This is a genomic window from Butyrivibrio proteoclasticus, assembly GCF_900115735.1.
Taxonomy (GTDB): domain Bacteria; phylum Bacillota; class Clostridia; order Lachnospirales; family Lachnospiraceae; genus Butyrivibrio; species Butyrivibrio proteoclasticus_B.
The window spans coordinates 20,368-34,163 of the sequence record NZ_FOXO01000035.1; the positions used below are offsets into that span (position 1 = coordinate 20,368).

10 protein-coding genes are annotated in these 13,796 nt (G+C 38.5%); 8 read left to right on the plus strand and 2 right to left on the minus strand.

Annotation, left to right across the window (positions count from 1 at the left end):
• Nucleotides 1-518: Rpn family recombination-promoting nuclease/putative transposase (locus BM146_RS16250; protein ID WP_177201709.1), on the minus strand; the 518-nt coding region annotated here is incomplete at its 3' end.
• A gap of 205 nt (nucleotides 519-723) precedes the next feature.
• Between BM146_RS16250 and BM146_RS16255 the strand changes: the two genes are divergently transcribed.
• The 3 genes from BM146_RS16255 (at nucleotide 724) to BM146_RS16265 (ending at nucleotide 4,040) form a co-directional block, all read left to right on the plus strand.
• On the plus strand, nucleotides 724-1,443 hold the full coding sequence (locus BM146_RS16255) for a hypothetical protein (RefSeq protein WP_074891340.1): 720 nt from the start codon (nucleotides 724-726) through the stop codon (nucleotides 1,441-1,443).
• Nucleotides 1,419-3,500 (plus strand): glycosyltransferase, encoded by a 2,082-nt coding sequence (locus BM146_RS16260; protein ID WP_074891343.1) that lies wholly within the window; start codon nucleotides 1,419-1,421, stop codon nucleotides 3,498-3,500. The genes BM146_RS16255 and BM146_RS16260 overlap by 25 nt, the downstream gene beginning before the upstream one ends.
• A 168-nt stretch (nucleotides 3,501-3,668) precedes the next feature.
• A complete protein-coding gene (locus BM146_RS16265; RefSeq protein WP_074891346.1) occupies nucleotides 3,669-4,040 on the plus strand; it encodes a response regulator in 372 nt (123 codons plus the stop codon).
• Nucleotides 4,041-4,052: 12 nt separating this feature from the next.
• On the opposite strand, the gene BM146_RS16270 is transcribed toward BM146_RS16265, so the two are convergent.
• Nucleotides 4,053-5,366 (minus strand): GGDEF domain-containing response regulator, encoded by a 1,314-nt coding sequence (locus BM146_RS16270; RefSeq protein WP_074891349.1) that lies wholly within the window; start codon nucleotides 5,364-5,366, stop codon nucleotides 4,053-4,055.
• 163 nt (nucleotides 5,367-5,529) lie between these two features.
• On the opposite strand from BM146_RS16270, the gene BM146_RS16275 reads away from it, so the two are divergent.
• The 5 genes from BM146_RS16275 to BM146_RS16295 form a co-directional block, all read left to right on the plus strand.
• Entirely contained in the window at nucleotides 5,530-5,859 is a 330-nt protein-coding gene (locus BM146_RS16275) for an Hpt domain-containing protein (RefSeq protein ID WP_074891351.1), read from the plus strand.
• Between the two features lie 31 nt (nucleotides 5,860-5,890).
• Nucleotides 5,891-8,797, plus strand: coding sequence for an ATP-binding response regulator (locus BM146_RS16280; protein ID WP_074891353.1), 2,907 nt, complete (start codon nucleotides 5,891-5,893; stop codon nucleotides 8,795-8,797).
• 132 nt (nucleotides 8,798-8,929) lie between these two features.
• On the plus strand, nucleotides 8,930-10,675 hold the full coding sequence (locus BM146_RS16285; RefSeq protein WP_074891355.1) for a methyl-accepting chemotaxis protein: 1,746 nt from the start codon (nucleotides 8,930-8,932) through the stop codon (nucleotides 10,673-10,675).
• A gap of 451 nt (nucleotides 10,676-11,126) precedes the next feature.
• Complete coding sequence (locus tag BM146_RS16290) at nucleotides 11,127-12,848, plus strand: MATE family efflux transporter (protein ID WP_074891357.1); 1,722 nt, start codon at nucleotides 11,127-11,129, stop codon at nucleotides 12,846-12,848.
• A 22-nt stretch (nucleotides 12,849-12,870) separates the two neighbouring features.
• A partial coding sequence (locus tag BM146_RS16295) for an AMP-binding protein (RefSeq protein WP_143087517.1) occupies nucleotides 12,871-13,796 on the plus strand: 926 nt, incomplete at its 3' end.

The window sequence follows — 13,796 nt, forward strand, 5'->3', positions numbered from 1 at the left end:
AGATTTGTGTGATTCAATTCTATCACGAAGATGTTAAATTTGTCAGTATATAGAAAGCCATCTTTGACGTTTTTTAACTGATATTTGGCGAAGAACTCAGGATGCTCTTTGAATAAGGTGAAATCAAGAAAACCTACCTGATAAACGGGTTTTACTTCTGAGTAATCGTTTCCTTTTTGAAGGTTATCAAATTTTCTGCAGAGATATGATAGTGATCTTAAAGGCCAATTGTTATAGTTCAGCACCTGCATTTCGAGGTTTATATAGGAGTTGTTGTTTAATGATACAAGAATATCAAGCTGAAATTCTTTATCTTCAATTGATTCACCCGGGGTAATAGGGTTCTCAATAGTTACATCTATTACTTCGTCTCTTGACAGGTGGAGTATAGAACAGATGAGACCAACCAAGGTTTCTCGGTCACGCTGAAGTACGATTCGAAACATATAGTCATTGGTCATATTGTAAGGAAGTCTGCCTTTTGCAGACATAAATTGATAGTTAGTTTGAGATTGCATATGGTTCCTTTCATATATCATTTTTTCCAGTAATCTGCATGCAATGATTTGTGGAAAATCTGGCGAAATGCCAAGTGAATAATAAGTCATAGAAAATGACCTGTAGATGAAAGAGTAGCAGATTTGAAATGGAATGTAAAGAACATTAATGAAATCTTAAGAAATTAACGGAATTACAAAAAATGATAAATAATTGGAGTTGATTATGAGTCCTGAGTTTTATTCCAGATGGAAATATCATCAAAAGATTGGAATCTTTATGCTTGCAGTGATGCAGGCTTTTTTTTCATGCGTTTTGATATGCTTTAATTTATTCTCGAATGAAGGCATAGTCATGATTATTAGTTTTGCCATATACATGACATTTGTAGTTACGCTAAAGCTCTACGATTTGTATAGCAGAAGAGTTTATGATCTTATCAGAGTTGAAGCGGGCGTGGCAATTGCTATTGGTCTGGTGGCTTCAGCTGTTTTGTTTGTGCAAGAGGGTAGTAGTGCAAGTATTCATGCGGTATTTGAATGTCTTTTAACCATCGTATTATACATTTTGTGGATGAATATTATGAAGTTCTGGCTCAAAAGACATTTTTGTCCGCGCGAGTATGTATGTGTCGGAGAAGGCAATGAGAGCACAAGTGAGCTTATGGATTTAAACCATCTTGATAGAAATATATTTTCATCTGGTAAATATTTCAAATCTGATGATTTACAGGGAATTACTGGTTATATGCAACTGTTTAAAATCGGATTTATGGTGATAGCACATGTTTCTCTGGATACATATAGAAACATGCTGGGAATTTGTCATAATTACAAAGCGATGGCTTTTTTGACTGAAAAACCACTACTTCCCGAGTATGAGGGTAGTATTAGAGAAGTTTATATTGGAGGTAGGAAGTTATGGCTGTATCTGCCTCAGAATTAGTCAGTATAATAGTTCCTGTCTACAATGCAGCAGAGTATATTGATGCGACAATTAATAGTGTAATTGAGCAGACCTATACAAGTTGGGAGCTCATACTTGTAGATGATTGCTCGAATGATGGCAGTGACGAAATTATAAGTAAAATAATATCTGAATTTGAAAGTGAGCAAAAAAACGAAGACCAGAGTATTATTTTTTTGAAAAATAAGGAAAACTCGGGTGCTGCAAAAACCAGAAATAATGGAATTGATGCAGCAAGAGGGCGTTTTATTGCATTTTTGGATGCTGATGATATTTGGCATCCGGATAAATTACAAAATGAGATTTTGTTTATGCAAAAACATGATGCTTCTTTTGTATTTTCCGGATACGAATTTGGAGATGAAAATGCGGTTCCTACAGGCAAAGTCGTTCATGTTCCTAAAAAGTTGGATTATAATGCAGCGTTGTCACGAACAGTGATTTTTACTTCTACAGTACTGATTGATACTGATAAAATAGATAAAGAGCTGTGCCATATGCCTGAAATTGGAAGCGAAGATACAGCAACCTGGTGGAATATATTAGGCAGTGGAGTTATAGCATATGGACTTGATCAGGCACTTGTGACGTACAGAAGGCCGGCCAAATCTCTTTCATCTGACAAGAACACTGCCGTTAAAAGAATTTGGAATTTATATAGAAATCATGCAGGTCTTACACCAATATCTGCATCCATCTATCTTTTTTTGTGGGCATTCAGAGCGACGTATAGGCGAGTTGTTACAGATACATTCCAAAATCATCTTGAATCTGTCAGGAGATTTACGGTTGTTCAGCTATCTACACTTGGTCTTCTTATAAATACAATAATATATGCATATACTTGGTTTGAAAGCTATTATCCTGCTATAAGTGCAATTAGAATAAGCCAGGATGGATATGTATTTGGTGCGGGTTTAAAGTTGTATTTTAAAGGGCATATTCTTATCCTGTTTATTTACTTTGCACTTTTACTGTTTTGTTCCAAGCAGGTTGGAGCCACTAAAACTGGCTATTTTAAGCCTATCAATATATTTGCTTCAGAAACAACTGCTATTATCGTAACTAATGCTATTACATATTTTCAGCTTTCTTTGATGAGAAACTGGCTGCTTCCGGTAAGACCAATATTGAAAACGGTTTTTTGGCAGTTTATTGCAGCACTTATATGGTCTTTTGTAGCAGATGCAATTTTCAGAAGAGTTTTTCCGCCAAGTGAGACTCTTATAATAAGCGATGGAGATCTGGCAAGTCTTTGGGAAAAATTTGATTCTAGAAAGGACCGTTTTAATATACTGAAAACAATGAATCTGACTTCCGGAATTGAGCAAATAAAGAAGGAGTGCCTCAGATGGTATGGAAGTATAGTAGTTGGCGAGATGGATTCTGTATCGAAGAATGAAATTGTAGATTTTTGCTACAGGCATTACATAAGAGTTTATATACTTCCTGACATCCAGGATATTATTCTTCAGGCATCGGACCAGATGAACCTATTTGATGCTCCAATGCTTGAAATAAAGGAATACAGTGTTCGTTGGGATACCAGATGTATAGTAAGGCTTATGGATAGTCTACTTTCCGGAATTATGATAGTATTGGTATTTCCATTGTGGATAAGCAGATTTGTCTTTTCCAAGGGAACTGAAAAAGGAAGCATAATAAAAACTCAATGTGTTGGAAAAGACGAAAAAGTAATTGAATTGCATTCATTTGGAGGTAAAGAAAAAAACAAGTTAAGCCACGTAAATAACAGGCTACCTGTTTTATTTGATGTGTTTATTGGGAAGATGTCAATCTTTGGCCCCAAAGCAGTAACAGTTCATGATGCAGAAATATCAAAAAAGCATAATATTAAGTATTCTTATCGCTTTAGGGTCAAGCCCGGAATCATAAGCTATGCAGATGTGTACAGTACAGAAAAAACATCTGACATGGATAAGCTTAAGATGGATATATATTATATTCAGAATTATTCTATTTCTCTTAACTTGAAACTTTTGTTACTTTATGTGAAAAAAGTGATGAATACATAAAGCAATATCTTTTCCTATCGTAATTTCTGACTTCAACAATCAGATAAGAGAACAGCCAAAAAATTAACTCAAAATTTATCTTTATTTTTAATAAAATGATAAACGCAATATGGTATAATAAATAGAAAATTCTAATTCTGTTGAGGCCTTAGCGGCTGGAGGAATCAAATGGCAGGAATACTTATTGTGGATGACTCGCCTGTTAACCGGAATTTATTGAGAAACATGCTCGAAATAGAAGGCTACGAAGTTGTCGGTGAAGCAGAAAACGGCAAAGAAGGATATGACAAATTCCTTGATTTATCACCATCAATAACCATTTTGGATATTTCCATGCCTCAGCTTAACGGCATAGATTTGCTAAGGCTTATCAAAAGCCGGGACCCTTTGGCAAAAGTTGTAATGCTCTCCGCAAATTCCGAGAGCGAAAAAGTCAGGGAAGCAGCCCAGCACGGAGCTGATGAATATGTTACTAAACCTTATACCAAGACTGCCGTTCTTGAAGCCATAAAAAGATGTGTAGAAAGCGCCAATTCGTGATGAATTGGCGCTTTATTTTAACTCACTCGTTTCATATGTGATCTTGCAAAGAGCACTGATGTCTTTGGATTCCCAGTTCATGGCAATCCTCTCCGTGACAATTTCCAAATCAGATGAAACTGCTTTTAGTAGAAGGATCATCACCTGATTGCTTCCATATCTTGTTATAACATCACTTTGTCTTAACGACATCTGAACAACTTCAACGAAAGCATTTGCTGCTTCCTCCTGATCCACATCCTTTTTTGTCGGAATAACAGAGTAGAGTATTACATGAATGGTATTGTGATAGTTGCCCACTACTCTCGACAGAAAATGATATATCTTTTTAAAATCCGATGTAGGAAGATTAAATGCTCCTTTTCCCGGGGATCTTTCAGCCATAAGAGTCATTGCATATTTAAGCGCAGTCGCCTCATCTGCCTCATCGCCTGATGACGCTTTTTCCTCCCTGTAGACCTTATAGCCATGTTTACCGTTTTGCTTAACAAAATATAATGCTTTATCTGCTTTTTTATAAAGATTTACATAATCAGCTCCTTCATCAGGCGCAAATGCACAGCCGATTGACGCCCCAAGAGGAATATTCATGCTTTGTCCCATCAGTTCTTTTGCGGAAAGAAGAATCTGTTCATTTATGTATGCAGCCTTATCGGCTATAACGTCCTCATCAAGGACTGATTTACAAAAAACCACAAATTCATCCCCGCCAATTCTTCCCGCAATATCCGTTGCTCTTATGGATGAGCGGATTATTTCCGCAAATCGGATAAGTACTTTATCTCCCATAGCATGGCCATATATATCGTTGACAGGTTTAAAGCTGTCAAGATCAATCATCATCAAAGCTCCGGGAGTAGTTTTGACCAAGAGGTCTATTTCTTCCTGAGATGATGCCTTATTGAGAAGGCCGGTCATTGAGTCTGTGGTGGCAGCCTTCTGAAGTCCCTGTATCTGCTCAACATTTTGAAGAATATTAAATACACGCTTTAGCAAAACATCAGCTCTGAAGGGCTTTCTGATAAAGTCAAGCGCACCGATGGCAAATCCTTTGCTTTCAGCCTCATCGTCCTTATCAGCTGTCATAAACATAAACGGGATTTGTTTTCCATATATATCCTGAAGTTTTTTCTGAAGCTCAAATCCGTCAATTTCAGGCATTCTAAGATCAGAAAGAACCAAATTCGGTCTTTCTGTTTTATATATTTCAATCGCATCCCTTCCATTTGAAGCACAGACTGTGTCATATTCACTGGACAAAATATGCTGTGTCATGCGAAGAGATATCTTTTCATCATCGACTATGAGAATTTTGTGTTTTGCCATAAATATCCCCGACCTCCATATGAAAATTCTATCAGAACAAAATAAAAACTATCTATAAAAAGTATATAATTTAACTAAAATAACACATTTTGTCGCCTGAATTGTGTATAATTATTTTGCTTTGGCAAATAATAAAAATTCTTTTTATCGAGGATGCAGGAATATGAATATTGAGAAATTAAGAGAATTGGGAGCAAATGTTGATGAAGGTCTGGAAAGATGTATGGGCATGGAAGACTTTTATCTGGAAATGATAGAACTTGGACTTTCAGATGACCGTTTTGAGGCTTTGGGAAAGGCTTTGGAAGAGGGCAATCTTGATGGTGCGTTTGAAGATGCACATGCTTTAAAGGGAGTTGTAGGAAATCTTGCTCTCACTCCTTTGTACGAAACAGTGAGCGAGATAACAGAAAACCTCAGAACAAAAGTACAGACAGATTATGAAGTGATTTATAAAAAAATTCTTTCACAAAGAGAAGCCTTTTTGCAATAAATATTTCGCGATACCGGTAAGGAGGCAAACTATGAATGGTGATACCCCAAAAAATGATCAGGCATTAGAGCGATATCTCTCACCTATACATGTTTGGGCGTTGTCCTTTGGGTGTGCTGTGGGCTGGGGAGCCTTCGTCATGCCGGGAACCACGTTTTTACCCATCGCCGGTCCCCTGGGAACAATACTCGGGTTATTTATCGGTGCCCTTCTCATGTTTGTGATCGGTATCAACTACCATTACCTCATGAACAGATATCCGGATGCCGGCGGAACTTTAACTTACACTATAAAGGCCTTTGGATATGATCATGGCTTTATAAGTGCATGGTATCTGATTCTTGTTTATATGGCAATAATGTGGGCAAATGCCTCAGCTCTGGGCCTTATAAGCAAATATCTGATTGGTAATGCCTTTAATCTCGGATTCCATTACCGGATTCTTGATTATGATGTTACCTTTGTAGAAATAGTTCTTTCAATTACAGCTGTTCTGGTAGCTTACGGCATATGCAGTAAGGAAAAAAAACTGGCTGTAAATCTGCAAACATTTTTGTGCATAGCTCTTTTTCTGGGCGTGGCAATCTGTGCCATAGCTGTATTTAGTCTTGGCGAAAGTAAAGAAATTATAACAAGACCCTATTTTGCCCCCAATGATAATTCCCCGGCAAAACAAATAATAAGCATCGTTATGCTTTCTCCTTGGGCTTATGTAGGCTTTGAGTCAATTTCAAATTCCGCTGCAGGATTTAGCTTTTCTCCCAAAAAAACTTTTCCTATTATGAGTGTAGCCTTGCTGTCATCGGTATTTTGCTACGCTGCTCTTGCTCTGATCGCATCCTCCGGTATACACGGCAATTATACAGGATGGGTCGACTATATCGCCGATCTGCCAAATATCAAAGGTATTCTTGGCCTTCCGACATTCCATCTGGCGCATGATGCAATGGGCGATGCAGGCATTATTATTCTTGGAATCGCAGCTTTTGCAGGGGTTATGACCGGGCTCGTAGGAAACCTTATAGCTGCCAGCAGGCTTATATATATAATGGCCAAAGACGGAATAATGCCATCGTGGTTTAGTCGTTTGAATGATAATAATGTACCGCAAAATGCACTATTGGCTCTCACCGGAATATCCGTACTTATTCCATTCCTTGGGAGAAACGCCATCGGTTGGATCGTAGATGTTACTACGTTTGGTGCCATCATAGCATATGCCTATACTTCATCCGCAGCAGCTATCGAAGCCAAATATGAAAACAACGTAAAAGTTATATTTACAGGCATCTTGGGCTTCATTATTTCAGTCATAATCTTTTTGTATTTTATGCTGTTTTCTGCCGGTGCCATGTCTACAGAAAGCTATCTGCTCCTTGTAATATGGAGTGTTATCGGATTTATGTATTACCGCTTTGTATTTGAATACGATAACCAAAAAAGATTCGGGCATTCTCCGATTGTCTGGATCACATTTATGTGCATGATTTTCTTTACACTTCTCATATGGGTTAAGAATGCCACCAATGATATCACAAAGGCTGTTGTAAACGGCATAAATGATTATTACCAGAGGCAGGATGCGGAAATGAGCCCCGATGCCATTGACAGAGCCAGCAGCTTCGTAAGCAATATGATGATCAAAGCAGACCTGGCTATTACAAGAAACATCATCATTCAAATGGCTCTGATCTTATTTTCCCTGCTCATAATGGTAAAGTTATACAGCATCATGTATAAACGTGAAAGACAGGCGCAAAAAGAGACCATAAAGGCTCATGAGAGAAGCAAAGCCAAAACAGTATTTCTTTCAAATATGTCCCATGACATAAGAACCCCGATGAATGCGATTATCGGGTATATAAATCTTGCCAAGGAAGACAATGTTTCCTATGAGGAATTAAAAGAATATCTGGGTAAAATTGAAGCTTCAAGCCACCATCTGCTTGCACTTATCAATGATGTTCTGGAAATGAGCAGGATTGAGAGCGGAAAGATAGAACTGGAAAAGACACCGCTGAATCTAAAGGCATTTTTTGATGAGATAAGAGATCTTTTTACCACCCAGATGTCCGAAAAGGGAATTAATTATTCGGTCGATACTACACAAATTAGAAATGAATACGTTTATTGCGACAAAAACAGACTAAACAGAATGCTCCTTAATCTGCTGAGCAATGCATATAAGTTCACTCCGACAAACGGGGAAGTTTCTGTGAAGGTAATTCAAACAAATACGTCAGAGCCGGCAAAAGCCTCATATGAAATCAGAGTTAAAGACAGTGGAATAGGAATGTCAGATGAATTTGCCCAAAAGGTATTTGAGGCTTTTGAAAGAGAAAAGGATTCCACTGTAGATACAATTCAGGGTACAGGTCTTGGAATGAGCATAGTAAAGGGCATTGTTGATCTGATGGGAGGCACTATAGAGGTCAATACCAAAAAAGGCTCAGGAACAGAGTTTGTAGTAAATCTGTCATTTTTAATCCAGACAGAAGAAGATATAAAGAAAAATTACGAAGACGAAAAGCAAAAAAATCTTGCCAAGCTCGATTTTACCGGTAAAAGAGTGCTTCTTGTGGACGATATTCAGGTCAACAGAATGATTTCTGCCAAGCTTCTTGAAAAATCCGGTTTTGCCGTGGAAACAGCAGAGAATGGACAGGAAGCAGTTGACAAGGTAAAAGATGCCAAGGCCGGTTACTATGATGTTATCCTCATGGATATTCAGATGCCGGTGATGGACGGCTATGAAGCAAGTGCAGCCATATTAAAGCTGAAGGATAAGGAAAAAGCTTCTGTGCCAATCATTGCTATGACAGCCAATGCCTTTGCAGAAGATAAAAAAAGAGCTCTGGATGCCGGAATGAAAGGGCATATAGCAAAGCCTATTGATATAAAGAATCTTCTTGATACGTTATCAGAAATTTTGTCTTAGGATAAATAAGTTAAAAGGATTAAATTTGAATAAACATTTCAGAAAATCCATTAGTTATTGAAATAATTAATCTATAATAGTTTTGTAGCTATAAAAAATTGCTATCCGGGAATATATGATAGGAGGTACAAAATGAGTATCAAGAATTTGGTTAATTTGGATGATAACAAGTTGCTTGAGATGAATGTAGGTAAGAAATTTGCGCATACTTTTACACGCATATACATATATCTTGGCTTATCTCTCTGCCTGCTTATCATTTCAATCGCAGTTGGTATATTAGGATATCATAAACTTTATAACAACTATTACAATCAAAATACTTATCAGGGGCTTCTTCGTATTCACAACCAGAATCTCGGAAAATCTGCCTGGTGGGCGCTTGCTACTCGTGTATCTGAGACAAGACAGGAACAAATAGTAGAGTTCCATGAAACAATGCTTAACAACATGAAAGAAGATCTTACTAATTTAAGAGCATATCGTGGCGAGACAGAGCTCATTAAGTCCCTCGACGCAAATATAAAAAATATGGAAGCAACAACCAATAAACTCGCCTCCATGTACGCACAGGCTGAAGAACTTGAGGACGGAAGCCTTAGTAACGGAAATGAAATATACGCGGTCATGAGAGATGAGCTTCGGCCTGAAGTATTGAAAACAGTGGAAAACACAAGGCAGATGACCTCCAATGTAACTAATGAGGTAACAAACTCATATGATTTGACAATTGTTATAATGACAATAATGGTTGTTATTAGTATTATCATGGTAATTCTGCTGATCGTATTCATGAGAAATGCCCAAAACACGCTGACAAAATGCGTTGTCATGCCTGTTGACGAGGTTGCGAAGGCTGCAGAACAAATGGCCAGAGGCGATCTTAACGTAGCTATTGATTACCATGCCAATGATGAATTTGATATACTGGCCAGAGATCTTGAAAACTCAACTCGTGCATCCATGAATATCGTAAATGACATTTCAAATTCGCTTAATGAGATTTCTGAAGGCGATTTCAGTAAAGGTACAATTACCCCGAATCTTTATCATGGTAATTTCAGCCCAATCAGCGAGTCCATGAATACCATTACAGACAAGCTTTCTAACACCATGAATGATGTTAAGGCTGCATCTGCAAGAGTTTCAGAGGGTGCCGAGAACATGTCCAGAGGCGCCAATGAATTGGCTGAAGGTGCTACTGATCAGGCTGCAGCTGTCGAGGAGCTTACAGCTTCAGTAAGTACAGTAACCGAACAGACAGAAAAAATGGCTGAGGATTGTGCAAAGGGCGTTCAGATGTCAATTGCGGCCCAGAAGGTAGCAAAAGACGGTGCTGATAAAATGGATCAGGTTACGGAAGCAATGCAGAGAATCACGGCTGCTTCCAAGGAAATCCAGGAAGTTGCAAACAGTATTGAAGCTATTTCATCCCAGACCAAGCTCCTTGCTCTCAATGCTTCCATAGAAGCTGCCAGAGCCGGAGATACAGGTAAGGGCTTTGCAGTTGTTGCTCAGGAGATAGGACAACTGGCTCAGCAGTCGAATGACGCTGTACAGCGCACCCACGCACTTGTTAGTTCCGCTCTTGCAGAAATTGACAGCGGTAATGAGATTGTTGCAGAAACACAGATTACATTGCATGAGATAGGTGATTCCGTAAATGAGCTTGCTGAAATGATGAGAACCTCCGGAGACATGGCTCAGCATCAGGCAAGCAATATGAGAGAAATTAATCAGGGTATCGAGCAGATTTCTGAGGTAATTCAAAATAATTCAGCAACTGCCCAGGAATCAAGTGCTGTATCCAGTGAACTTTCTGATCAGTCTAACCAGCTGCATAACCTTATGTCACAGTTCCAGGTAAAACTGGTATAAATGTTCGGGTTGCCCTATAAAGGCTGCGTGAAATAGCAGAACTTTTATTTTGAGTTAGATTCTTTTGAGTCTAACTCTTTTTTTATATCATAGGAAATTGCTTCCTATGATATAAAAAATCGCTCCGCTAAGGAAGCGCACTCGCGCGATTGGAAGATGTTGCATAAATGCAACCGCGCTCGGCGCGAGAATGTCGCAAGCGACATTCTTTTTTACAATCTGCACCGAATCATAGTAATTGTAAACCCTGCTGCTGTGGGCACCACAAGTGATGGCTATTTAATTTATTTTTAACAAACTAATTAACACAATATGGTAAAATTAATACGCGTTCGTACATTGAATATATACTTGCGTGGTGGAAATATATGAGAAAAAACAGCATAGGAACCTGTATTGGAAAGACGAACTATCAGCTGTTTGGAATATGATCATAGGATAGGTGAGTTACATGAGCAAAATTCAATATAAGTATGAAAATCAATTCATAAGGCATAGCGCTGCACGTTACATTTTTCCGCCTATGGTCGGAATGATATTTGCGCAGATTGCACCATTAGTTGATGGAGTATGTGTATCAAACTCTATGGGGGAGGAAGCTCTATCTGCTATCGGAACAGCCGGCCCAATTGGTTATGTTTTCAATATTATTGCAGCTTTGGGAGGAATCGGATGCGGAGTTTTGATTTCAAGATGTTCAGGAAGCGGGGAAAAGGCCAAAGCTGCCCGGATTTTTACTCGTACGATACTCATGTTGGTAATTGCTTCTCTCCTTTTGAGCATTGCCGGGATTGTATTTATAGATCCGCTGCTAAAGCTCCTTTGCGCTACACCTGAAAATTATCCATATGCCAAAATTTATATTATGGTGAATCTGGCGGGAGCTGTATTTTTGGTTTTGAATTTTTCCGGAGATTATATTCTCGCAAATGACAATAACCAGAATTTAGCTATGGCTGGTGATATTACAGGTGCTGTAGTAAATATCCTAATTGATTTTGTAGGTGTATATGTATTTCACCGAGGAATAGAAATTGTTGCATTTGGAACGGTATTTGGTTCTGTATGCTGCGTTTTTGTTTATCTTTTGCATTTCAGAAGATCTGACAGACTGTGCAGATTTGTTCCAATTAAAAAAATTGAAACGGATCCTAGTGATCTTGAAATAATCAAGCCAGGATGTGCCGAGGCAGTAATGTATCTTATGGTCTCAATACAGCTTGCAATTCAGAATTTTGCACTGCGTGAAAATGCCGGAACAGTAGGAATAAGTAATTCGGCTGTAGTAGAGAATCTTCAGCTTGTGATCACTATAGTAATCGCCGGTGCAACTGATGCAATATATCCTATGGCAGCGGCTTATGACGGAGAGCAGAATCAAAGTGGAATGCTTATGGTCAAGCGCATGCTGACAAAGTTCGGATTTGCTATGCTGTTCCCGATAGTTGCGATCTTGTGCCTATTCCCACAACTTATGATCATTCCCTATGGCATAGATGATCCGGTCATGTTGGCGTCCCTTCCTATTGCTATTCGCATTATCAGTGTAGGTTCGTTAATAACACTTATAACCATGCTTTTAATTGATTATCTTTCAGCTATTGAGGAGGAAGGAAAAGCAACTTTGGCCTTAATTATTCAGTCAATCGTAACGATAGGCTTTATTTTACTTTTAAATCCATTTTTGGGAATGGATGCACCCTGGTATGCTGCGGTTATTGGCAGTATTGCAGCCCTTATTTATTTAAGCTTTTTCTGTAACAATTTAACCGAAGGAATATATAAATATCATCAAAAGAATCTGCTTCTTTTGACAGGAGGCAGGTTTGATAAGACCAATGCTGATGACTGGAAGCACGCTGCGGAAGGCATTCTAACCGGACAAGAGATCGCTATGGTAGAAGATAAAATCTTTATGCCATTGATGAAGTCTGTTCCTGCCGGGATTTTTTTGCAAACCAGTTTTACAATCTTGGAGCGTGATGATGGGTTGCGGGCAGCAATCCTGCGTTATAAATCTAAAAAGGATTACATTGGGACAAATTCAGATATACCTGAGCATGATGAAGATGATGACGATTTTGCACCCAATATTTGTATAAGATCAGAATTTCTTGGAGCACGCAGACTGATGATAGTTCTTAGCGGAGAGGAAAAAGCAGATAATTCTTGAAGCATGGAGGGTAGATGCAGTCATGAAAGAATATAATATTGATGAATTATATACAGGATGCAGTGAAGAGACAATACCTGTAAAAGACAGCAATACAGTAGAATCTTCTTTTGTAAAATATGATGACCACTATTTCGCAGAGGATTGTAATGTAAAAAGTTTTTGCAAGGATAAAAATATTAAGATGCAGGCTTTTCTTACTACTGCTTTTGCGTTGGCATTAAAGTCGTATACTGCATCGGAAGGAGCTTTTTTTACATGCATAAGTAATGGCAAAAAAGTTGCAGTCTGGCTTATATGTGATGCTAAGAAATCCATTCTTTCTGAAATCAAACACTGTGAGAGTTTCTTTGAAAGTGATGAAGACAGTTATGAGGATATTGCCAAAAAATATAACCTGAAAGGCACTATATGCCTTGATTTTGATGGTAATTCATCAATTACTCCGGGAACACAACTTATGCTCAGAGTCATTACGAAAGACGATAATATTTCTTTGGAATGTGAGTATGACTCGGCTGCTTTTTCAGAATATACAATAGATGGTCTGATTCGTATGCTTGGCAATATCACCCATGAGTTCATGAATAAAGAACGTCTGGGCGATGTATGCCTTACCACCAAGGCTGATGAAGAGAAGATAAAAAATCTTCATGATAGCGATTTTCCTGTAAAGGAAAGACCTGCTTATCGGCTTCTTCAGGATGCCGCACATAAGAATCCTGACAGGAAGGCTCTTGTTGCCAAAGACAGGACGCTTTCCTACAAAGAACTAAATGAGGAAGCAAATGCTCTTGGATTTATATTAAGGAGCAAGGGCGCGAAAGCCGAGAGCATTGTTGCTGTAATGCCTGACAGGGACAGCTATGCCTACGTCATGAGGCAGGGCGTACTTAAAAGCGGCGGAGCATTTCTTCCGATAGATTCTGAGTATCCTGAGGATAGAAT

Excerpts from the sequence above, each read along its gene's own strand:
- BM146_RS16255 (WP_074891340.1), top strand. The coding sequence starts at position 724 with ATGAGTCCTGAGTTTTATTCCAGATGGAAATATCATCAAAAGATTGGA.
- BM146_RS16260 (WP_074891343.1), top strand. The coding sequence starts at position 1,419 with ATGGCTGTATCTGCCTCAGAATTAGTCAGTATAATAGTTCCTGTCTAC.
- BM146_RS16265 (WP_074891346.1), top strand. The coding sequence starts at position 3,669 with ATGGCAGGAATACTTATTGTGGATGACTCGCCTGTTAACCGGAATTTA.
- BM146_RS16270 (WP_074891349.1), bottom strand. The coding sequence starts at position 5,366 with ATGGCAAAACACAAAATTCTCATAGTCGATGATGAAAAGATATCTCTT.
- BM146_RS16275 (WP_074891351.1), top strand. The coding sequence starts at position 5,530 with ATGAATATTGAGAAATTAAGAGAATTGGGAGCAAATGTTGATGAAGGT.
- BM146_RS16280 (WP_074891353.1), top strand. The coding sequence starts at position 5,891 with ATGAATGGTGATACCCCAAAAAATGATCAGGCATTAGAGCGATATCTC.
- BM146_RS16285 (WP_074891355.1), top strand. The coding sequence starts at position 8,930 with ATGAGTATCAAGAATTTGGTTAATTTGGATGATAACAAGTTGCTTGAG.
- BM146_RS16290 (WP_074891357.1), top strand. The coding sequence starts at position 11,127 with ATGAGCAAAATTCAATATAAGTATGAAAATCAATTCATAAGGCATAGC.